At 51.2% G+C, this 20897-nt stretch carries 19 protein-coding genes, 1 pseudogene and 1 riboswitch; of the genes and pseudogenes, 2 read left to right on the top strand and 18 right to left on the bottom strand.

Translation table 11 applies throughout. The features are described from left to right. Nucleotides 1-156 precede the first annotated feature (156 nt). From MJ769_RS00965 to hemL, 15 genes and pseudogenes are all read right to left on the bottom strand, one after another. Nucleotides 157-849: an IPTL-CTERM sorting domain-containing protein gene (locus MJ769_RS00965; RefSeq protein ID WP_239233974.1), complete on the bottom strand. Its 693-nt coding sequence runs from the start codon at nucleotides 847-849 to the stop codon at nucleotides 157-159. Then, nucleotides 846-2072 carry a tail fiber domain-containing protein gene (locus tag MJ769_RS00960; protein WP_239233973.1) on the bottom strand — a complete coding sequence of 409 codons (1227 nt, stop codon included), beginning with the start codon at nucleotides 2070-2072 and terminating at the stop codon, nucleotides 846-848. Before MJ769_RS00960 ends, MJ769_RS00965 begins: the two co-directional genes overlap by 4 nt. A 14-nt stretch (nucleotides 2073-2086) precedes the next feature. Beyond that, entirely contained in the window at nucleotides 2087-3298 is a 1212-nt protein-coding gene (locus MJ769_RS00955) for a tail fiber domain-containing protein (RefSeq protein ID WP_239233972.1), read from the bottom strand. 245 nt (nucleotides 3299-3543) lie between these two features. After that, complete coding sequence (locus MJ769_RS00950; RefSeq protein ID WP_239233971.1) at nucleotides 3544-3699, bottom strand: hypothetical protein; 156 nt, start codon at nucleotides 3697-3699, stop codon at nucleotides 3544-3546. 335 nt (nucleotides 3700-4034) lie between these two features. Further along, on the bottom strand, nucleotides 4035-4286 hold the full coding sequence (locus tag MJ769_RS00945; RefSeq protein ID WP_320412141.1) for a hypothetical protein: 252 nt from the start codon (nucleotides 4284-4286) through the stop codon (nucleotides 4035-4037). A gap of 115 nt (nucleotides 4287-4401) precedes the next feature. Continuing rightward, nucleotides 4402-5787 (bottom strand): annotated as a pseudogene (locus MJ769_RS00940) (IS4 family transposase). Between the two features lie 396 nt (nucleotides 5788-6183). Further along, nucleotides 6184-6720 carry a hypothetical protein gene (locus MJ769_RS00935; protein ID WP_239233970.1) on the bottom strand — a complete coding sequence of 179 codons (537 nt, stop codon included), beginning with the start codon at nucleotides 6718-6720 and terminating at the stop codon, nucleotides 6184-6186. A 239-nt stretch (nucleotides 6721-6959) separates the two neighbouring features. Next, a complete protein-coding gene (gene ubiA / locus MJ769_RS00930) occupies nucleotides 6960-7823 on the bottom strand; it encodes a 4-hydroxybenzoate octaprenyltransferase (RefSeq protein WP_239233969.1) in 864 nt (287 codons plus the stop codon). After that, nucleotides 7820-8479, bottom strand: a complete 660-nt coding sequence (locus MJ769_RS00925; protein ID WP_239233968.1) for a chorismate--pyruvate lyase family protein — start codon at nucleotides 8477-8479, stop codon at nucleotides 7820-7822. Before MJ769_RS00925 ends, ubiA begins: the two co-directional genes overlap by 4 nt. After that, nucleotides 8472-10565: an ATP-dependent DNA helicase RecG gene (gene recG / locus MJ769_RS00920; protein ID WP_445083049.1), complete on the bottom strand. Its 2094-nt coding sequence runs from the start codon at nucleotides 10563-10565 to the stop codon at nucleotides 8472-8474. The genes MJ769_RS00925 and recG overlap by 8 nt, the downstream gene beginning before the upstream one ends. After that, the gene (locus MJ769_RS00915) at nucleotides 10540-10926 is read right to left on the bottom strand and encodes a RidA family protein (protein WP_239233966.1); all 387 of its coding nucleotides are present in this window, start codon (nucleotides 10924-10926) and stop codon (nucleotides 10540-10542) included. The genes recG and MJ769_RS00915 overlap by 26 nt, the downstream gene beginning before the upstream one ends. Nucleotides 10927-11204: 278 nt before the next feature. Further along, nucleotides 11205-11462 carry a DUF2024 family protein gene (locus tag MJ769_RS00910; RefSeq protein ID WP_239233965.1) on the bottom strand — a complete coding sequence of 86 codons (258 nt, stop codon included), beginning with the start codon at nucleotides 11460-11462 and terminating at the stop codon, nucleotides 11205-11207. A 449-nt stretch (nucleotides 11463-11911) separates the two neighbouring features. After that, complete coding sequence (gene hemB, locus MJ769_RS00905; protein ID WP_239233964.1) at nucleotides 11912-12916, bottom strand: porphobilinogen synthase; 1005 nt, start codon at nucleotides 12914-12916, stop codon at nucleotides 11912-11914. Between the two features lie 177 nt (nucleotides 12917-13093). Then, the gene (gene yihA / locus MJ769_RS00900; protein WP_239233963.1) at nucleotides 13094-13690 is read right to left on the bottom strand and encodes a ribosome biogenesis GTP-binding protein YihA/YsxC; all 597 of its coding nucleotides are present in this window, start codon (nucleotides 13688-13690) and stop codon (nucleotides 13094-13096) included. 1 nt (nucleotide 13691) lies between these two features. Beyond that, the gene (gene hemL, locus MJ769_RS00895; protein ID WP_239233962.1) at nucleotides 13692-14972 is read right to left on the bottom strand and encodes a glutamate-1-semialdehyde 2,1-aminomutase; all 1281 of its coding nucleotides are present in this window, start codon (nucleotides 14970-14972) and stop codon (nucleotides 13692-13694) included. A 113-nt stretch (nucleotides 14973-15085) separates the two neighbouring features. After that, nucleotides 15086-15312, top strand: a riboswitch (cobalamin riboswitch). A gap of 325 nt (nucleotides 15313-15637) precedes the next feature. Between hemL and MJ769_RS00890 the strand changes: the two genes are divergently transcribed. Beyond that, nucleotides 15638-17710: a TonB-dependent receptor gene (locus MJ769_RS00890; protein ID WP_239233961.1), complete on the top strand. Its 2073-nt coding sequence runs from the start codon at nucleotides 15638-15640 to the stop codon at nucleotides 17708-17710. Nucleotides 17711-17941: 231 nt separating this feature from the next. Here the strand turns inward: MJ769_RS00890 and MJ769_RS00885 are convergent, their stop codons facing one another. Both MJ769_RS00885 and MJ769_RS00880 read right to left on the bottom strand, forming a co-directional pair. Then, complete coding sequence (locus MJ769_RS00885; protein ID WP_239233960.1) at nucleotides 17942-18346, bottom strand: hypothetical protein; 405 nt, start codon at nucleotides 18344-18346, stop codon at nucleotides 17942-17944. Nucleotides 18347-18359: 13 nt separating this feature from the next. Further along, on the bottom strand, nucleotides 18360-18701 hold the full coding sequence (locus MJ769_RS00880; protein ID WP_239233959.1) for a hypothetical protein: 342 nt from the start codon (nucleotides 18699-18701) through the stop codon (nucleotides 18360-18362). 249 nt (nucleotides 18702-18950) lie between these two features. Between MJ769_RS00880 and purB the strand changes: the two genes are divergently transcribed. Beyond that, a complete protein-coding gene (purB, locus tag MJ769_RS00875) occupies nucleotides 18951-20321 on the top strand; it encodes an adenylosuccinate lyase (protein WP_239233958.1) in 1371 nt (456 codons plus the stop codon). Between the two features lie 39 nt (nucleotides 20322-20360). Here purB and MJ769_RS00870 read toward each other — a convergent pair whose 3' ends face one another. Next, on the bottom strand, nucleotides 20361-20726 hold the full coding sequence (locus MJ769_RS00870; protein ID WP_239233975.1) for an IPTL-CTERM sorting domain-containing protein: 366 nt from the start codon (nucleotides 20724-20726) through the stop codon (nucleotides 20361-20363). Nucleotides 20727-20897 lie beyond the last annotated feature (171 nt).

Below are 20897 nucleotides of genomic sequence, written 5' to 3'. Positions count from 1 at the left end.
CTACATCATCTAGCTCAAAAAGCTGAAAAAATGGGAATGAAACTGGTCTTAAATGTGAGTGTATAATTAAAACAAAATTAAATCAATATGTTAAAATTGTTTCTTAAGAGATCTAACCCCTTGCGCTTTCGGTCCGTGCGCAGCCGGCAGGCTCCTCTAGATACGCGTGCGGCGAAGACCCAGGACAAGCAGGCCCAGGCTGAGCAGCCATAACGCCCAGGTGGACAGCGTCGGAATCGGGCGGGCTGGCTCCGGGGCGATGGCATCGAGGCTCAGCGTCAGGATGGTTTTGTTGCCGAGGCTGTCGATGAACTCGACGACCGCGCTGAACCGGCCCGACTGACTCGGATTCCCGGTCAGGTTGCCGTTGCTGTCGATAACCATGCCCGGCGGTAGGGCACCACTGAGGATGACGATGCCATAAGGACCGGTCGACCCTGGCGGACTGAGCGGCAGGTTGCTGCCACTGGCCACGGTGTTCGGCAGTGAAAGTCCTCTCAGATAGCGTTCTGCGCCGATGCTGTCGCCGATCGCCAGGGTAAAGTCATAGCTGCTGAAGGCCCCGGCGGTGCCGCTAAGGGTGGCATTCGCCGGGGTGGTGCTAAGCGTCAGGCCGGGCGGCAGCAGGCCGGCGGCGAGGCTGAAATGGTAAGGCGCGCTGCCATCGCTGGGCGTGATGGTGACGTTATAGGGGCTGCTGGCGACGACCGGTGGCAGGCTGAGCGGAAACACCGTCAACGGTGCGCCGGATACCGGCCCGGCGAACAGGCATAACAATGCGGCGCCCAGCAGGTGCCGACCGGCCATGCCCAGGCTGTGGGCTTCGGGCTTCGGGGTGGGTCGGTTCATGGCTGGGTCCTCTCGACGCTTTCCAGATGCCGCTCGAGGCGATCCAGACGATCCATCAGGACGACCAGTTGGGCGTCTTTTTCTGCGAGCTGCCGGTCGAGGTCCTTGACCGCGACCAAGGCCACTGCGGCGACGTCCCCGGGCGCCAGACGTTGCGGGTCGGCGCCGGTGGCAAAGCGGGCGTGGAAATCCTCGGCCATCGGCCCAATGTGGCTATCCTTGCCGCGCCCCGCGGCTACATCTTCGATATAGCGCCAATCGAACAGCGGCAGGTCGAGCACCTTGGCGCTGCCGCCGCCGATATCCAGCGGCACGATGTCCTGCTTCAAGCTGCGGCTGGAACCCTGAGACAGGCTGCCCGGGATGGCCAGATTGCCGCTGTCGCTCAAGGTCAGCCTGGGCAGGCTGTTGCTCCCGGTGGTCAGCCGGTAGTTGCTGGCGGCGATCTGTTGCAGCCAATGACTGTCGGCGGCATCGAAACGGCTGACGATCTCGCCTAGGTTGGCGATTTCAAGCAGCGTGCGTGCCGCCGTGGCACCGCTAAGTTCTTCCACCTTGAGCTGGGTGCCCCCGGCGCTGCCAAACAGGTGCAGTTGTGCCTGGGGAAGTGGCGTGCCGACGCCGATAGCGCCATTGCCGGTGATTACCAGGTTGTTATGCCGAGCGCCGGGCCGAATGCGCAGCGGCAAGCGTGAGCCCGCGGTCACGTCACGCACGAAGAAATTCGCTTCGTTGCCGGCAACGTCCCAAGTCTGCGGCGTTGTGCTGGCACTGGCATCCTGTTCCAGACGCATCGCTGGGGTATCCGATTTCAGAATGTGCAGGTTCAGCGCCGGTGCAGCACTGCCCAGGCCGATCGCCCCAGTCGGTGAGATCAGCAGACTGTTGCTGCGGGCGCCGGCCAAGAGCTTGAAAGGCACCTGCGCGGCACTGATGTCTTCAATGGAGAACTGGTTTGCGCCGCCCGATGCAGAATCGTTGGCGGTGATCTGCCAGTCATTGCCGGGTAAGGGGGCAGGACTGATGTCCTCGAACTTGATACGCAGGTTGTTTTCCTTCAGGCGCAGGGAATCGAGACCAAAGACCTCATTGTTGACGCAATCCAAACCGGTACAGGTCGAGCCCTGGACGATGAGGTCGTCCAGGATCACCTGATCGGCGCGAGCGCTGCTTACCATGGACAGACCAAGCACTAGCGTAATGCAGAAAAGTCGTTTCATCATGATCTCCCCAGTGCTTAGAGTGAACCGGCCAAGCGCGCTTCGATCGCCTCGATGCGGCGCTTGATCGCGTTGATCTGGGTGTCCTTTTCGGCGACCTTGCCGGCCAGTGCCTGAAGCGCCCCCAGGGCGACGCCCGCGACATCGGACGGTGCCAGCCGGCGCGGATCGCTGCCGGTGCCGAACAGCTCGTGGAAGTCTTCGGCCATCGGCCCGAGATGCCGTTCGTAAACTGGTGCTGACTTGTAACGCCAGGCATACAATGGCAGCGCCAGGACCTTGTCGAGCAGGGCGTTGCGGTCGACCGAGCGAATGTCGGTCTTCAGGGTGCGGCTGGAACCCTGGCTGAGGGTGCCGCTGATCGCCAGATTGCCCGAGTCATCGAGCCTGAACTGTCCCGACCCCGGTGCCCCGGCCTGGGCAATGGTCCAGCTGCTGGCGTCGGCACGGGTTTCCCAGGCAACCCCCGGTGCCACGCTATAGCTGGCGGTCACCCCGCCGTTGTTGACCAGCGCCAGCAGGGTGCGTGGCGCCGTTGTGGCGTTGGCGTCCTCGACGCGCAGCCGACTGCTGCCCTGGTTGCCGCTGATGTGCAGGCTAGCGGCCGGCGACGTGTTGCCGATGCCCACCTTGCCATCGGCTGCGATATCGATGCTGCTGGTCGGCGCCCCCGGCCGGATGCGCAGCGGCAGGTTGCTGCCGCCGGTCAGGTCACGGATGAAAAAGCCGGCATCATTGCCGCCCAGGTCCCAGGTATACGGGCTAAAACCGCTGTTGGCATCCTGTTCCAGACGGATGGCCGGTGATGTGCCGGTCTTGATGTGCAGGTTCAGGACCGGTGCCGCAGTGCCCAGGCCGACGAGTCCGCTGGCGTTGATATGCAGGGAATTGCTGGGCGCACCCGCCATGATTTTCAGGGGCGTTTTCGCGCCGGTGATATCGTCGATCGCAAAGTAATTACCACCGCCGCCGCTGTCTGTATCGTTGGCCGTCAGCTGCCAATCATTGCTCGGGAAAGTGCCAACGCTGGTGTCCTCGAACTTGATGCGCGTGTCGTTCGCTTTCAAGCGCACGGTGTCAAAGCCGAAGCTCTCGTTGTTGGCGCAATCGGTTCCGGCGCAAATCGAGCCCTGAACGATCAGATCGTCCGGGATGACCTGGTCGGCGCGTGCGGGGACGGCGGCCAAAAGCGCCAGCGCCAGCGACGTCTGCAAGAAATTCGGCTTCATGTGGACTCCTTAAAGGTAACAGATTGAAAGGGCAACCGGGTTGGGGGCCTGGCCAGTCGCCTGAAAAATGGCTTGTCAGTGAACTGACGAAATGGCTACGTCGAACACTCTATCCAATTGCATGCATAAACATAAAGTTGAAAAATAAAACTATTGTCATTCCAATAACACCTGTAAGGCCTATTAAAGTATTTCATAAAGCATAACAATGGCAGGCCTGATCGGTATGGCCGTCCCGTAGCGGGTCATGCCCGCTCGGGTGGTAGGCAGCAATCGATCATTGCGGCATCGTTGGCAGTGGTCATCCTGAAGTGACCGGTACCGACGCCGGTTGGCTGCAACGGCCCGCCCGGAATGCTAGCCTCGGTGGCGAGTATAGGAAAATAAACCACCTTTTCCATAAGTTTGGTCTACGCACGGGGTCAGCTCTAATCGTTACAACATTTTTTTCGATCTTCTTCAAACTTCCGCACTGCGCGACTTACCGTCATGTAGTGTACCCCGAAATGGCCCCCGATCTCTGCCATCGTATCAGCACTAGATAGGTAAGCCTGAGCAAGCGTAGCTTGGGCTAGCGTAGGTTGGCGCTGAGCTTGCGAAGCCCAACATCACAACGCGACAAAAATACTCTACACCCGCGACTTGAATGGCCGTATCACCACCATCAAAAATCAATAGAATCGATTGATTTTCAGAATAGCGTTGTTCCGGCCAGCTATCATAATTTTTAGGTTAACTACAAAACTCTCGACAAGCGCAGCAGATAATCCAGCGCAATACCGATGAACACCGCAGCACCAAACCAGTTGTTGTGCAGAAAAGCCTTGAAGCAAGTTTCACGCTGACGTTCCCGAATTAAAGTGTAGTGGTCGATGGCGATGCCTGCCGCGCACAATAAACCGATGTAGTAGGCCATTCCTAGCCCGAGCATACTACCAACTACGGCGAATACCGTCACGGAGATGAGAGAATGCGCGGCACGACTCAATCAGCGGGTTGTGGAATATTATCATACGGCGCAATGCACTTCGCTTATTGCCGCCCTACCGAGTGCGCCTTACGCGGGTTATATCAAATTATATCGACTCTGACCCGAATGGCACTTACTTAAGCTTTTTCGGATGCCCATATTTCATCACTTGCTCCCTTGCCAAATCCCTTGTTTTTGTCAGTAGCGGATATGGTTTGGGGCGTCGTTTAATTGCCCTTGGCTCGATTCGTCCGGGGCGGTTGCCGACAGACTGCTCGGCCACCAGCGCCAGTAATTTTTTGAGGTTATCCTCGTCATCCTCTCGCGCTGACATCCCGCTCCAAGCCAACCAAAGCTGGAGGGCGTGTTTGAAGCTTAGCGCCCGTGGCAGTAAATCGGCCACCAACGCCGACTGCGCCATGACCAGGCGAATCAAATTGTAGGCCAGAAGATAAACCCACAGTTCTTTTTCACCCATCTCCGGGGTTTTGCAGCTCAGGGTTTCCATACCCAGTGTGGTTTTGATATTGCGTATATCCAGCTCCACCTGCCAGCGGCGCTTGTATAAATCCTTCAGCGCGCTTTTCGAGGTTGTACTTGGGCATGTCATCGTCGTCACCAGCGTCTTGCCGCCAACCTCCAGTTCCCTGATGTCGAGTGTGTCGGGTGCAGACTCGTACTGCTCGACCGACATCCATTCCGGGCGGATTTTTGGTTTGGACAGCGTGATCAGGTGATCCTTGATCCCCAGCTTTTTACCCAGCCTAAAATCGGTAGAACGTTTGCGCATGCCTTGTTGTTCAAACAAGGCGTCCACTCCGCGCGAACGGAGTTCGGCCAGCAAGAAATACGTGCCATAGAATGCGTCCCCCAATATCACGTCGCCGGACTCAAATATATCCAAGAGCGTCCGCAGCTGCGCCTGCTCCCCGCTGCCTTTGCCTTTGTACCCGCCCATGGCCGCGTCGAGCACGACGCCGCTGGACAGACAGGTTACCCCTACAATGCGGCAGATGGGAAAACCCAGGCCGGGTTTCTGTCCGTGCTGTTGCGGGTAGGCGGTTTGGTTGGCCTGCGTGTCCAGCAGTGTCACGGTCGTACCGTCCACCAGCCGCACCCGCCGCCCGCGCCAGAGCCACGTATCGGAGCCTTCTGCACAGATCAAGCGGCCCGTGTGACGAACCATTCCCGTGATCATTTCCAGCGGCAGCCGCTTGCGGGCTTTGCAGTATGCCCCCGTATTGGTACTGCAATGCGGCAAGCCGTGGATCAGGCGTTTCACCTCAGCATCATTGACGATGCCTTGGCACGAACGATCCGGTTTCAGAGCTTGCGCGAGGAACATGGACAGCCTCTCTGTTGGCGGAAATAGCCGCTAGCGATGCTCGGGCAATGAAGTTTCCAGCGTGTCCAGCAGATCGGGAGAAGTGAGCATATTGAAAAAATCGAATGCGTCGTTGGCGGCAGTGTAATGTTGGACGCGATGTTGTTTGGATAACGCAGAACGATGAATATGCATGCGGGCGGGCTCCGGGTGGTTGCGATGGTTTGGCGACTAAATCGTACCACCATGCCAGCCTGTTTCTTTCGTTACTTCATGCAATTAAGCCTTAAGTAAGTGCCATTCGACTCTGACCCTATTTTATTCGAATCGCTTCGTCACATAGAATCGACTGGCGCCGGTAAGCGACCACCGTAAAGAAATAGCTTGAGCCTGCAGCCATTACGCGGCGATAACGTGACATAGCTATCTACCCCAAAATGACGAATCCGCGTGGGCACAAAAACGTGCCCACCCTACATAGCTACTTGGTGATCTCTGGCGGAGTGTGTGTGCACGGCTTGAGCCTTCTAATGTAAAAATGAGGTGCTGCGCGTTTTTGCGCAGTCCTTCTCGACGGCCGGGTTAGCGGCATTATTCCGCATGAACCAACACCATCTCACCGCTCTCGTTACGCTGAAAAACAGCCTTACCAATGTAGCACTGTGCAATTGGAGAAAGGGCATTGATCAGGTCTTTAAGTTTGAGTAGGAATAAAGAATCCTTTTTGCTCCTATCCGAATTAAAAATAATTCCCGAAACTTGGTTTGGTGCATCGAATACAAACGCGAACACGAAACTATGTATGATTTGATTGATGATGAATGAAAATGGTTTGGTGGTCACTTCTGGAGCATGTGTTTTGTACAGCTCGTCAATCCGATGCGAATTCAGGAAATCAACAGCTTTTCCATTGCCCTTATAAGCGTACAACGCCACGGGTGCATTGAAGTTATCGGGAATCACTTTGTTTGACTCAAATAGCTTACGGACTATGTAGCAAGACAACATAATTCTTTTTTCCAAAGCACCAAAAGAAGCTTCTCGCCACACGCTCTGGTCAAGCTTTGAATGGATGAACTCTACATTTTTTTTTAAATCGCTTATCCAGTATTGTGACTCGGAAATCATAATATTCTTGCCGCTAACGTAATATAGAAAACATTTTCATGTGCCAGCAATGCTTGCCTATATCGGCAAGCATTGTCAAACAACCCCAACTCCCCCATATTTTTCATTATCTTCGTCGTGCATTTTGCTAAACCGTTGTTATAGAACATCCTAAAATTATGCAGATGGAAGCTCAAGCTGTTTCTCTGGATTCTCCCAAATTACTCGATCGGTTATGTGCCGAAATTCGAAGCTCTCAACTAGTGCAGCAGATAATCCAGCGCGATACCCATGAACACCGCAGCGCCAAACCAGCTATTGTGCAAGAAAGCCTTAAAGCAAGCTTCGCGCTGACGTTCTCGAATCAAAGTGTAGTGGTAGATGGCGATGCCTGCCGCGCACAATAAGCCGATGTAGTAGACCGTGCCTAGCCCGAGCATACTGCCGACTGCCGCGAGTATGGTCAGCGTAACGCCATAACAGACCATCACCGCAGCGATATCGTATTTACCGAAAAGTAGTGCGGATGAATGGATGCCTATGTGTATGTCATCATCCCTATCCACCATCGCGTATTCGGTGTCGTAAGCAATTGCCCAAAATACATTGGCTAATAATAACCACCACGCTATGGCGGGAACGCTGCCGAGTTGTGCTGCGAATGTCATCGGGATACCAAAGCCGAATGCAATACCGAGGTACGCTTGGGGAATGGCAAAGAATCGTTTGGTATAGGGGTAACTGGCAGCAACGAACAAAGCGGGAATAGACAATAGCAGCGTCAATCCATTGAGCGGCAAAATCAGCAGAAAGGCGAGGAGCGAGAGCCCAGCCGCCAGCCACAAAGCCTCTTTCGGTGCAAGTTTCCCGCTGGTGAGTGGGCGATCTTTGGTACGCTTCACCTGCTTGTCGATATCACGGTCGGCATAGTCATTGATGGCGCAGCCTGCAGAGCGCATCAATACTGTGCCGAGCACAAAAATAACGACGATGCTCCATGCCGGCTGGCCGTTGCCCGCAATCCACACGGCCCACAGAGTTGGCCACAGCAGCAGCAGAATACCAATAGGGCGGTCGAGCCTCGTTAGCTTGATATACAGATTTATTCGCTCGTTAAAGTTCATGTGTTCAGCGCCAGAATATCCGGCAAAAAAATCTCAGTCACCAGCAGTGGTGCGTTGTGCAAGATGAATAGCGAACGCCGTGCCCATAACTTTTGCGGTGGTATGGCGAGAGCAACGGCAGCGCGTCGATATAGCGGATGATTTGGTTTAAGTGCATGAAAATGCAGCGCTGAGCGCCGCACCAGCGGGTGGGCAAACAATAGTGCGCCTAATGGACGATTGCCCAAATTTCGCAGTGCGTGCCATGCACCGTACAAATGCTGCGCCGCAACCACGCTATGCGCGTATACAACTGGCTTGCCATCGGCATGCAAGAATACCTCACGTGTATAAATTTTCTGCTTGACTGGCAAACCAAGTAGCGCCGCTTCATCGTACACGGCAGTTGCCAGTCGGTTATGCACGTTACACACGCTGAAATTTTTGCAACGTTGCTGAATGCGCAACGTAAGTGATCCATCAGTACGCATCCAAGGCGCATAGCCTGCATCGATATCAGGCAGGAAGGTGTGCCAGGATTCTACGCCTCCAATCGACTTCGTCCTCCTCGTTTCGCTCTGCCCACTAGGCACAGAGGAAAACAAGCTATCAGCTTTTTCCTGCTTGCGGAAAGCAGTACGCATAACACGCACGCGCGCCAAACTAGTATCAGACATGCAGATAATCTTGTCTATTCGCCATCCATCGCTGCAAGTGTTCGCGTGCTTCTTGCTGAAAATCGCTCAGCATTTCGTCAGCAATAGCTTGCGCGCAATTGAGCAATGCAGCATCTTCGGTGATATCAGCAAAACGCAGCATGGGGACGCCGCTTTGGCGTGCGCCCAACAGCTCACCCGGCCCGCGCAGACTCAAATCCTGCTGAGCGATTTCAAAGCCATCCGTATTTTCATAAATGATTTTCAGGCGCGCGCGCGCTAATTCAGAAAGCGGTTGTTGAAATAATAAAATGCATAAACTCTGCGCAGCACCACGCCCGACGCGTCCGCGCAATTGGTGCAGCTGAGCCAGTCCCATGCGTTCGGCATGTTCAATCACCATCATGGCAGCATTGGGTACATCCACGCCGACTTCGACCACCGTGGTGGCCACCAAGAGATGAGTTTCACCCGATTTAAACGCGGCCATCGCGCTAATTTTCTCGGCGCTATTTAGTTTGCCATGCACCAGACCTACTCGCAGATCAGGCAGCGCTTGTGCCAGCCGCTGATGTGTATCCAGTGCAGTCTGCAATTCTAGCGTATCTGATTCATCAATCAACGGGCAGACCCAATATGCCTGCTGCCCGGCGAGACAGGCTTGGTGAACACGCTCAAGCACCTCTTCACGCCTGTTGTCGCTAACAAGTTTAGTGATTACAGGCGTGCGCCCCGGTGGCAATTCGTCGATTACTGATACGTCGAGGTCGGCGTAATAACTCATCGCCAGGGTACGCGGGATGGGTGTGGCACTCATCATCAACTGGTGCGGCTCGTCACCCTTGCCGCGCAGCGCTAAACGTTGCTGTACGCCGAATTTATGCTGCTCGTCCACGATAACCAATCCCAGTTTGGGGAATGTAATTTGATCCTGAAACAGTGCGTGCGTGCCGATGGCCAACTGCGTTTCGCCTTGTGCGATACGTTCGATAGCGGCTTGCTTATCTTTTTTCTTCAGGCTGCCAGAAAGCCATGCAGGGCTGATACCAAGCGGCCCCAGCCAATCACGTAATTTTTGATAGTGCTGTTCGGCAAGTATTTCGGTGGGCGACATCAAAGCCACCTGATAGCCATTTTCTATCGCCTGCAAGGCAGCCAGTAGTGCAACAATGGTTTTACCGCTACCCACATCGCCTTGCAGCAGTCGCTGCATCGGATGCGCTTGTTCAAGATCGTGGCTGATTTCCCGCAAGGTTTTTTGTTGAGCGGTAGTGAGACTAAAGGCTAGTGTCTGCAACAGTCGCTGGGAATAATGGCCGAGTCCACGCAGGCGAGGCGCATTGCGACTTTGCCGCTTGCGGTAATGTATTCGCATAGAAAGTTGCTGTGCCAGTAATTCATCAAATTTGATGCGTAACCAAGCGTGATGGGTGCGTTTAAGCAGCGCATCCTCATCAATGTCGGGCGGAGGATTATGCAACAGCCTTACGCTATCGGCAAAGCTCGAAAGCTTCAAGCGTGCGAGCAAATCGGCTGGCAGTGTGTCAGTCAGCTCAAGCTCATTCAAGGCAGATTGAATGAGCTTGCTTAGCGTAGTTTGTGGCAAGCCTGCGGTAGTTGGATACACGGGTGTCAGCGCTTGTTTCAGTGGTGCGCTCTCACTCGCGACGCGACACTTTGGATGCACCATCTCCATGCCGAAATAGCCCATGCGCACCTCACCCAAGGCGCGAATTTTCTTCCCTACTTCGAGCTGCTTTTGCTGGCTTGGGTAGAAATTCAAAAATCTGAGATGCAGCACACCAGTACTGTCTTGCAATTGACACATGAGGCTGCGACGAGGACGAAACATGACCTCGTTGTGGATAATCTCGCCTTCCACTTGGGTGTTTACACCATGCAGAAGCGCGTCAATCTGCGTTACCCGGGTTTCGTCCTCGTAACGTAACGGTAAATGCAGCACCAGATCGAAGCGGTTGTGAATTCCAAGTTTTGCGAGCCTGGTTAATGTGGCTACAGAAGTGCTGGCGGGAAGCACGTTTGAAATACTGCAAAGCGAAGATAGCACAGGAAATGTGTGCCTAGTCCTGCAAGCACAATATGCCATCCATCTCCACCAGCGCGCCTCGCGGCAATGCGGCCACTCCAACCACCGCTCGCGCCGGGTAGGGTTGATGGAAATAGGTTGTCATGATTTCGTTCACTTTGGCGAAGCTGTTTATATCAGTGACATAAACATTGAGCTTAACCACATCTTTCAAGCTGCTGTCGGCAGCACCAGCCACTGCGCGCAGGTTCTGGAATACGCGATGAATCTGCGCCTCTATACCTTCTTCCATTTGCATGCTATTGGGATCTAGCCCGATTTGGCCGGAAAGATACACAGTTTTATTTACGCAGACCGCTTGCGAATAAATGCCAATAGCGGCTGGTGCGTCAAGGGTTTGAATCACTTTTTTATTTGACATGATTAACTCCTGTGTGTTGCCAGACACAATTTAGTCTGGTAACAGAATAACTGTTTGAAATGAGATGCGCTATGCCGCAAAAGCCTTCAACAAAGACAAGCTGGTATCGGAGCATTATATTTGCGCGCGCTTTCCTCGGCTTGAATGAAATAATTTCTTACTGAAAATGATAGCGTAGCCGCATTAAATCAAAAATCAATGGGTCTGTGCTAGCAAATTTGGAACTCATTTGCTACGAACGGTTTGCCAATCCTACTTATTGGAGCACTAAAATTCTATTACTTACACCCTTCCATCTTGTAGATGAAGTACCCATCTTTGTTAATCGCTTCAATAACGTTGGTGGATGCACTTTGAATGTGGCAGAATTTGCATTCTTTACTCGTAATAAGTGCTTCGCCTTCACCGATTGAAGTCAGCCACTCTTTAGCAGATTCGATCGCTTTCTGATCATCCTTCACCGCAGAGAATACGTCGAAGTGCATAGTGTGACCATCTTTAGCTTTTACGTAAGTGTCATAGACGTGAATGTCCATATTCGCTCCTCAATTCTCAGTTTAAGTTTTTCCAATTTTGTTATCGAGTAACATAATGCGTCTGCCATAGACTTGAGTAAGGTTGCCATACAGCGTTTCTTGTACGCAACTTGCAATACTCTCTCAGACTGGATAGGCCGAATTTATGTAACTGGCAGAATGTTCAGGGATTCATCTCGTAAATAATTGGCCGAGGGTCTACAACCTTAGTGCTTAGCTCATGCTCATATGCAGCCCAACGAGCTTGATCTTCTGGGGTTGTTGTACAGGCCGAAACGAACAGGCTGCTACAAACGAATAAAAAAATTGTCGCAATTCTCATTGGTTATTGCCTCTTTGTCTAACCACAGAGTCGGCCACCCAAATAATGCAATTTATCTTTCCCGCGAAGGCCGGAATCCAGATATTTTGATCGATCGACAAAAGTCCACGAGCATTAATCGGCCCAGTTATCCCTGCTTCAACCACCGTGCCGCATCTAAGGCAAAGTAAGTCAGGATGCCGTCCGCGCCGGCCCGCTTGAATGATAGCAAGGATTCCAGTACGCAAGCTTGTTCGTTCAGCCAGCCGTTTTGCGAAGCCGCTTTAAGCATGGCGTATTCGCCACTTACCTGATACACAAAAGTTGGCGCCTTAAATTCATCTTTGATACGCCGAACAATGTCCAGATAAGGCATGCCCGGCTTGACCATTACCATGTCGGCGCCTTCCTGCAAATCCAGACCGACTTCCCACAATGCTTCGTCGGAATTGGCTGGATCCATTTGATAAGTGTGTTTATCGCCTGTACCCAGATTGGCGCTGGAACCAACTGCATCACGAAATGGGCCATAGAAGCTGGAAGCATATTTGGCTGAATAGGCCATGATACGGGTGTGCTTACATCCTTGTCGGTCAAGGGCAGCCCGTACGGCAGCAATGCGCCCATCCATCATGTCGGAAGGCGCCACCACATCAGCTCCGGCCTGTGCGTGGACTTGTGCCTGCTGCGCCAGGACGGTGACGGTCTCATCGTTCATGACATAACCATGAGCATCAATCAATCCATCTTGTCCGTGACTAGTATAAGGATCAAGAGCAATATCAGTCATCAGACCAAGCTCGGGGAAGTGTTTTTTGAGCGTGGCTACTGCGCGCGGTACAAGGCCGTCTGGATTGAGCGCCTCACGCGCATCTTCCGACTTGAGCGAAGTATCAATTACAGGGAACAGGGCAAGCATAGGTATGCCCAGTTTGACGCATTCCTCAGCTTGCACTAGCAGTTTATCCAGAGTCTGGCGTTTAACTCCAGGCATAGACGCCACAGCTTCCTCGCGATTTATGCCTTCCAGTACGAATACCGGGTAAATAAAATCTGCTGTAGTTAGCGCGTTTTCACGCATCAAGGCGCGCGAAAACTTATCGTGGCGCATGCGCCGCATCCGTTTATGTGGATATTGCCCAAGTGTGTGCATAACTTAAATCCTAAAATTTTTACTTGTTTTGGAACTTTTCCATCATTTTCTAATCTCACGTACAGATGCTTAAATGTCATCTCCCGCTTCTCCTCCCTGAGCGGGCTGTCTTGAGCAAAAGAAGTCGAGACATTTTCACCCTCGGTTTTCTTATTAACCGAGGGATTTTTTTGTCTGCTATTCGGCAGAAAGCCAGCCGGCAATCACTGCCTCAGCCTCATCCATACCTATTTTTTTCAGACTAGAAAACAACTGCACCGAACAAAACGGAAAATGTTCCGCGAGGTGCAATTTTACGCGGCTCAACGTCATATTCGCCTGCTGACGACTGAGTTTATCTGACTTGGTAAGTAGTACATGCACCGGCTTGCCAGTGGGTGCAAACCAATCCAGCATTTGCTCATCCAGCTGGGTGAGCGGATGTCTCGTATCCATTATGATAACCAGCCCGCACAATGCTTCCCGTGTCTGTATATACCCACTCAGCAGCCCTTCCCAGTGCGCTCTTATATCCAGTGGCACTTTGGCATATCCATAACCCGGCAAGTCCACCAAAAAACAATTTTCGCCCAAATCAAAATAATTTAGATGTTGGGTCCGCCCCGGTGTTTTACTGGTGTAAGCCAAGCGAACGTGATTGGCTAACGTATTGATGGCACTTGACTTGCCTGCGTTGGAGCGGCCGGCGAAAGCAACTTCTCTTCCGCCATGCACCGGCAAATCGCGCAAATGGTTAACCGTGGTAAAAAATGTAGCACGCGAAAATAGTCCCATGCTACCAGGCTGCGAAAATTTTGTTGGCAGCCGCGATGGTCTGCGCAATGTCTGCGTCTGTATGCGCTGACGACACGAAACCGGCCTCGAACGCGGATGGCGCCATGTATATACCTTCGTCCAGCATGGCATGAAAAAAACGATTGAACGCGTCCTTGTCGCAGGTCATCACTTCGGCATAAGAGGTCGGCGAGGTGGCGCGGAAATACAAACCGAACATGCCGCCAATGGATTGGGCGGAAAAGTCGACGCCATGCTGCTTAGCAGCCTGTTCCAAGCCTTCGGTTAGTTGGCGCGCCGACACGCTTAAGTGCTCGTAGAAATCCGGCTGCTGCACCAATTCAAGTGTAGCCAGTCCCGCCGCCACTGCCACCGGATTGCCGGACAGTGTGCCAGCTTGATACACGGCACCGAGCGGTGCCAAGCATTGCATTATGTCTCGCCTCCCCCCGAAAGCCGCAGCAGGTAAGCCACCGCCCATGACTTTGCCCAGCGTGACCAGATCCGGCTTGATGCCGTAATGGCCATGTGCGCCTTGCAGGCTGACGCGGAAGCCAGTCATCACCTCGTCCATAATAAGCACTGCACCATGCTTAGTGCACAGCGCACGCAACGCATCCAGAAATTCGCGCTTGGGGATAATCAAGTTCATGTTGCCCGCGACTGGCTCAACGATAACTGCGGCAATCTCGTTGCCTATCGCGGCAAAAGTATGCTCCAGTCCAGCCACATCGTTATAGTCGAGTACTGTAGTCAACGCCGCGATTTCTGCTGGCACACCGGAGGAACTCGGCTGGCCGAAAGTCAGTGCGCCGGAACCTGCTTTGACCAGCAGGCCATCTGAATGGCCGTGATAACAGCCTTCAAATTTAATTATCCGGCTACGCCCAGTAAAACCGCGTGCCAGACGGATCGCCGTCATGGTGGCTTCGGTACCGGAACTCACCAATCGAACCATTTCGATGCTGGGAAGTAGTTTGCACAACAGTTCGGCCATTTCCAGTTCGGCGGCAGTGGGCGCACCGAAACCCAAACCTTGCGCAGCAGCCTCCTGCACTGCCGTGACCACGGCAGGATGGCAGTGGCCAACAATCATCGGCCCCCACGAACCGACATAATCAATGTAACGCTTGTCGTCAGCATCCCATACATATGCGCCTTGCCCGCGTTTAAAAAACAGCGGTGTGCCACCCACTGATTTAAATGCACGTACTGGCGAGTTGACCCCACCGGGAATCACATGTTGCGATTGTTCAAACAAATATTCGTTGCGTGAGCTCATGGTACACAGTCCTAATTTAAATCTTACAAATAAAGGATAATTTTACCATTGTTCTTAGGATGTACTTTATAAGATGCAGGGCGCCTCTAAAAATTCAAGCATTCGCGTCTGGTATACTCCGCGACGCTTAAGGTGCCAGACACAAGAATGCGTCTGGTTAAACGGGAAACAGGTGAGGGAGTTAATTCCTTAGGCCTGTGCTGCCCCCGCAACGGTAAGCAGGTGTGGACGTGTTGATAACCTGGATGCTTCATAAATTCGCGTGCCGCTCGCACAGTATTCGTTTGATAAGTAAATTTAATGGGTAAGAAGCAGGGCCAGCCTGATTTATCAAGGCAGCGGCCTCTCCTAGCTGATTAAATTTTCATAGCAGACAGAACCTAGCAAGTGGTAAATGTTAAGACGCGTATATTATGGAAAACTTGAGTTAAGCCACTGTGAGTAATCATGGGAAGGCGATGCGTCTAGTCCTGCAAGCCCGGATACCGGCCATGAGCACAGGAGCCTCATCAGAGGCTCCTTAGGTCAGGAAATGCTGCGGGTGGCGCATGGACGGCGGGATTGCAAGCCGCACCGGTTAGTCTCCCCCCTTTCCTTTTGCTTGTGCATTTCCTGTGTTCGAACATTCCAACGGGGAACCTTGGAATTCGCTCAGGAAAATCTTAATGAAACTCAAAAAATTTGTCGCCGTTATTTTGTGCACGGTTACTTCATCAGCTAACGCCATAACGGAAGACCCTACTCTCGAAACTATCATTGTCACCGGGACGCGATTCGAAGAGACATACGCTGACAAGCCACTTAATGTATCCGTCATTACGCGCGAAAGCATCAATAATAGTAGCGCCCGCACCATACCGGAATTACTTTCGCAACAAGCCGGTATTTCAACGAGAGATCTATATGGCAACAATGCCGCATTAGCCACGGTGGATTTGCGCGGTTTTGGTGCAAATGCCGGGCAAAACACTCTAATTCTGCTGGATGGGCGACGCATTACCAACGCGGATCTTTCAGGAGTTCAGTGGTCGGCCATCCCATTCGCTTCGATTGAGCGCATTGAGATTATGCGTGGCAGTGGTGCTGTGTTATACGGTGACGGTGCAACTAACGGCGTAATCAACATTATCACCAAATCACCTACGCAAGCAGGCACAACGGGGCAAGTTCGTGTTAAAGCAGGTAGTTACGGTACGTCTGAAGTGCAGGCAAATGCTAATTATTTCTCGGGTACAGCAGGAATTGACTTTACAGCTAGTCAATTTGTTTCTGATGGATACCGTGCGAACAACCGCAACGAGCAAACCAATGTGCAGGCAAATTCACGGTGGAAGTTGGACACGGGTGAGCTAGCATTGAAAGTTGGGATTGATCGGCAGGACATTCGCTTACCCGGTGCACGTCTGGTTCAACCAAGCGCTGGCATTAACCTGGTGGCGACTGATCCACGTGGCACTGCCACCCCGCTGGACTATTCCAGCCGCGATGGCAATCAAGTTGCGCTTGAATGGCGGCAACGATTTTCTGGTGCGGATGTAAATGTGGGCGTAGCACGCCGCACCAAAAATCAAAAATCCTATTTTGATTTTAACGGTTTCCCAAATTATCGCGATAGTGATTTGAACGTGACTTCGCTTACACCTCGCATTAAGGTTCCGCATTCATTGGGTGGGGATAGCACATTGGTAGCGGGTATTGATGTGTATCGCTGGAATTTTGACTTGCATACGTCGAACGCTGCGGTGAATATTGGGCAGCCAATTAACCAAATATCCATGAACCAGCAAAATAGCGCTTGGTATTTACAAAATACGACGCATTTATCAAAAGCAACATCCCTGTTGGCCGGGGTGCGTAATGAACGAATATTTATAAACGCGAATGACATTTACAACGCGGCCGCTCCTGGCGCGGCATTTGGTTCTGCTGCTGCACCGGATTCTTTTAAGGCTTCAAAAAATGCTTACGAACTCAGTCTGCGTCATCAACTCGACAGTGGAGTGTCGTTAAATGGAAAAATTGGGCGTGGCTTCCGCTTCGCAAATATAGATGAAATTTACGAATCATCGCCAGCCTTTACTAATCAATTTCAATTTCTACGTCCTCAGACGTCAGAAAACATGGAAGTCAGTGTGGAACAACGTATCCGTGATGGAAACTGGCGAACGACATTATTCAATAACAAGGTTCATAATGAAATCCATCTTGATCCCTTTACTACGGGTATTGGCAACACTAACTTGCCACCGTCACGGCGCAGAGGTTTGGAATTGGATGGAAAATGGCAGGTGTTATCCCAGCTTTCATTAAACGCAGCCTATACTTATATTGACGCAAAATTTTTAAGCGGTGTTTTGGCCGGCGGGGCATTCACCCAGCCTAACGTTAATATTGCAGGTAAGAAGGTACCGTTAGTCCTTAGCCACAAACTGAATCTGGGCGCAGCATGGGCAATAAATGAACAAACACTATTGAATTCATCTGTCACCTATGTTGACTCACAATTCATGGACAATGACGAGGCGAATACTTTAGGTACAAAAATACCTTCATATACGGTTGCTGACATTAAGCTTATACATAAAACAGGCCCTTGGCAGTTGAGCACGTCAGTAAATAATTTGTTTGACCGAAAATATTTTAACTATGCGGTAAGCAGCCAATTTATTCCGGGAAAATATAACGCCTATCCATTACCGGGGCGAACACTATTTATCAGTGTAAATTACCAGCGTTAAGTGACGCATGTTAAGAATGAAGAATCCGTACGTTCCCAGAGCCGTCACTGCATAAAGTTGATTACTCATATGGAATTTGGCCACCCATAAACTCGCCAAGCGGAAGGTGTAGCAGCCTTCGCCTATAATATTGCTCTAGGTTCGGGTTTAACAGATCAATATGCGCCGAGTTTTACAGAAAAATCAAATGGAAAAATTCTAGAGGTTTAGGCAGTGGGTATTAAAGGTGGGCTAAGAAAACCAGCGTAAAAAGGCTGCTGCGGTCAATGCTGTTAGGCCTAGCACTGTGAGCAGTAGCCATGCGAGATGCCGACGTTCTACGGCCAAAGTAGCGGAATAGCGTAGGTAAATTATAGCGAGACTCACTCCAAATACTGCGCATAGCATTTTAATAATTAGCGCTGCCATCGCAATGCCATGTATATCTGGAAGTTCGTCGTAGTAATAATAGCTGACTGCAGCAAAGCCCATACCACTCATTGCTTGAGCTGCCCATCCGAGTCCAACCAGCCATGCAAGCTTTTGATGTAGAGCAGCAGTTGCTCCTGAATATAATGCAAATGCTGCGCCGCCCACAACAGCAACAGCACCGAAATTATGCACTACCTGTACTACGGCGTAGCTCAGGTTTTCCATGGCGGTTATTTCGTTATACTACATCAACGTTGGTGCATGCTTGAACCCCGATAGGAGTATGCCCCTTGTTAACTATTTTGATGCATATGGCATGTTTTCCCGGATCTAATGATTCTACTGTGTGAGTGCCTTTTAATTTGCGTAATACTACGGCTTCCTTTTCGTCTATGTATAAATGTACATGATCACCGTTTTGGCCAGGCGTTACCTCATAGGAAACTTTTATTTTAGATTTACTACTTATTTTTGCCCCATCAGTGGGTGAGGAAATAGTTACGGAAGCATCAGCGGCAAGTACAACTGGAACGTAACATCCCAAAAAAAGTGATATTGCTAGCAGATTAAGTGTACGCATAACTATCTCCTTGAAATATATGTATAGAATACAATTTGAATTATTAAAGGGGGTGTTTCCTACTATAAGTAACGTTATTAATGTAACACGTAAACAGATATGCTGAAGAAATAGCTTGCTTATTTACTCCAGAAAGTATCACGACTAATAGTCGGTTAACTTCCAATTAGCGTACAACATTAATACTGGTATGCTCACGTATTCCGTTTTCACGTAAAATTTTGTTTTTCTATTCCAAGGATTATCTCGATGACACTATCCACACTCACCGCACTCTCCCCCTTGGATGGTCGCTACCACAGCCGAACAAACTCCTTGCGTACTTATTACAGCGAATTTGGCCTAATTCACTATCGAGTTCTGATAGAAATCGAATGGCTAAAAGCACTCAGCTTGGAGGTGGGAATTCCTGAAGTCCAACCCTTCTCAGCCGCAACTCTTGCATATTTCGATCAGTTGATCACGCAATTTAGTGAAGCTGATGCTGAACAAATCAAAACCATAGAAAAACGTACAAACCATGATGTGAAAGCGATTGAATACTGGCTGCGTGAGAAACTCACAGACAACCCGGAAACAAGTAGCAAACTAGAATTTATCCATTTTGCTTGCACTTCGGAAGATATTAACAACCTAAGCCACGCACTAATGTTAAAAAATGGGCGCAATGAAGTTATGCTACCAACTCTAGATAAGCTAATTAACTGCTTACGCGATATTGCTCATCAACTGGCAGATTTACCTATGTTATGCCGCACTCATGGACAAACCGCAACGCCGAGCACACTCGGTAAGGAAATTGCCAATGTAATACATCGTCTGCAACGTGCACGTACATGTTTAGCCAATGTAGAGATACTAGGAAAGATTAATGGCGCTGTCGGCAACTACAATTCTCATCTGGCCGCTTATCCTGAGGTGGATTGGGAAGCTTTTGCACAACGCTTTGTCATGGCACGTGGAATCACTTTCAACCCATATACCATTCAAATCGAGCCGCACGATTATATGGCCGAATTATTCGATGCTTACGCGCGTGCAAACTCTATCCTGATTGATCTCAACCGTGACCTCTGGGGCTATATTTCATTAGGCTATTTCAAACAAAAAATGGTCGCTGGCGAGGTCGGCTCTTCCACTATGCCGCATAAGATCAATCCAATTGATTTTGAAAACTCAGAAGGCAACCTAGGTTTAGCGAACGCATTGCTACGCCATCTGTCAGAGAAACTACCTATCTCGCGCTGGCAGCGAGATTTAACCGATTCCACAACATTACGCAACATGGGCGTCGTGTTTGGCTACACACTGCTGGCATATGAATCCTGTCTAAAGGGATTGAATAAATTGGAAGCAAACTCACAAAGAATGGAGGAAGACTTAAGCAACAACTGGGAAGTACTGGCTGAACCAATCCAAACTGTAATGCGGCGCTACAGCGTCGAAAATGCCTACGACAAACTTAAAGAACTGACGCGTGGCAAAGGCGGCATCAACCGCGACAGCCTCCATGCATTCATTCACACGTTAGACATTCCTGAAACAGAAAAGCAACGCTTATATAAGCTCACACCAGCCACCTATACAGGCAAGGCCAGAGAATTAGCAAAGCGTATTTAAATTAAAACGTTTTATTCGAACAATTTTCATCTACGGTCGTCAGACATAACTGTCGACTACCGGTAGCTTGCGCCGCAGCACCACCAAAGCCTGCAACACAAGCAAACCGGACATCAGTACCAAGCCCCATGCAGAAAGGGTGGGAATGCTGGCCGATGCGGTCGCCACGGGCGTAACCACTGCCGAGGCCAGCGATACCGGGCTGGCACCTACCCCATTGGTCGACACCACCGTGAAGGTGTAGGCCGTGCCGTTGCTCAAGCCCAACACCACGCACGATGTCGCCGGGAGCGTTGGGGTGCAGCCGGCGCCACCTGGCGCAACCGTCACGGTGTAGCTGGTGATGGCGCTGCCGCCGTCGCTCACAGGAATGAAATTCACCGGGGCCTGGCCGCTGCCCATCATCGCTGTCACGGCCGTGGTTACTCCGGCCGTACCAACCAGTCGCATCACTGTGGTCTTGTACCGTTAAGAATTTCTTTGTATGCCACATAGTCGACACTGAATTATTCGATTCTGTTGTTAAGATCAGGCTACGCAAGTTGCCTGAGTGCTAATCTGTTTTACTCCTCCGTA

The organism is Candidatus Nitrotoga sp. BS (assembly GCF_927797785.1).
Classification (GTDB): Bacteria; Pseudomonadota; Gammaproteobacteria; order Burkholderiales; family Gallionellaceae; genus Nitrotoga.
Note: the sequence above shows the minus strand (reverse complement) of the source record. Positions and strands in the feature narration are given on the sequence as shown.

What these genes read in the sequence shown, in the direction of transcription:
- hemL (WP_239233962.1), bottom strand. Translation starts at nt 14,972, where the DNA reads ATGAGCTCACGCAACGAATATTTGTTTGAACAATCGCAACATGTGATT.
- MJ769_RS00885 (WP_239233960.1), bottom strand. Translation starts at nt 18,346, where the DNA reads ATGGAAAACCTGAGCTACGCCGTAGTACAGGTAGTGCATAATTTCGGT.
- MJ769_RS00950 (WP_239233971.1), bottom strand. Translation starts at nt 3,699, where the DNA reads ATGGAAAAGGTGGTTTATTTTCCTATACTCGCCACCGAGGCTAGCATT.
- MJ769_RS00960 (WP_239233973.1), bottom strand. Translation starts at nt 2,072, where the DNA reads ATGATGAAACGACTTTTCTGCATTACGCTAGTGCTTGGTCTGTCCATG.
- MJ769_RS00890 (WP_239233961.1), top strand. Translation starts at nt 15,638, where the DNA reads ATGAAACTCAAAAAATTTGTCGCCGTTATTTTGTGCACGGTTACTTCA.
- MJ769_RS00935 (WP_239233970.1), bottom strand. Translation starts at nt 6,720, where the DNA reads ATGATTTCCGAGTCACAATACTGGATAAGCGATTTAAAAAAAAATGTA.
- MJ769_RS00870 (WP_239233975.1), bottom strand. Translation starts at nt 20,726, where the DNA reads ATGATGGGCAGCGGCCAGGCCCCGGTGAATTTCATTCCTGTGAGCGAC.
- purB (WP_239233958.1), top strand. Translation starts at nt 18,951, where the DNA reads ATGACACTATCCACACTCACCGCACTCTCCCCCTTGGATGGTCGCTAC.
- MJ769_RS00965 (WP_239233974.1), bottom strand. Translation starts at nt 849, where the DNA reads ATGAACCGACCCACCCCGAAGCCCGAAGCCCACAGCCTGGGCATGGCC.
- recG (WP_445083049.1), bottom strand. Translation starts at nt 10,565, where the DNA reads ATGGCATATTGTGCTTGCAGGACTAGGCACACATTTCCTGTGCTATCT.
- MJ769_RS00955 (WP_239233972.1), bottom strand. Translation starts at nt 3,298, where the DNA reads ATGAAGCCGAATTTCTTGCAGACGTCGCTGGCGCTGGCGCTTTTGGCC.
- hemB (WP_239233964.1), bottom strand. Translation starts at nt 12,916, where the DNA reads ATGCACACACTTGGGCAATATCCACATAAACGGATGCGGCGCATGCGC.
- yihA (WP_239233963.1), bottom strand. Translation starts at nt 13,690, where the DNA reads ATGGGACTATTTTCGCGTGCTACATTTTTTACCACGGTTAACCATTTG.
- ubiA (WP_239233969.1), bottom strand. Translation starts at nt 7,823, where the DNA reads ATGAACTTTAACGAGCGAATAAATCTGTATATCAAGCTAACGAGGCTC.
- MJ769_RS00915 (WP_239233966.1), bottom strand. Translation starts at nt 10,926, where the DNA reads ATGTCAAATAAAAAAGTGATTCAAACCCTTGACGCACCAGCCGCTATT.
- MJ769_RS00925 (WP_239233968.1), bottom strand. Translation starts at nt 8,479, where the DNA reads ATGTCTGATACTAGTTTGGCGCGCGTGCGTGTTATGCGTACTGCTTTC.
- MJ769_RS00880 (WP_239233959.1), bottom strand. Translation starts at nt 18,701, where the DNA reads ATGCGTACACTTAATCTGCTAGCAATATCACTTTTTTTGGGATGTTAC.
- MJ769_RS00910 (WP_239233965.1), bottom strand. Translation starts at nt 11,462, where the DNA reads ATGGACATTCACGTCTATGACACTTACGTAAAAGCTAAAGATGGTCAC.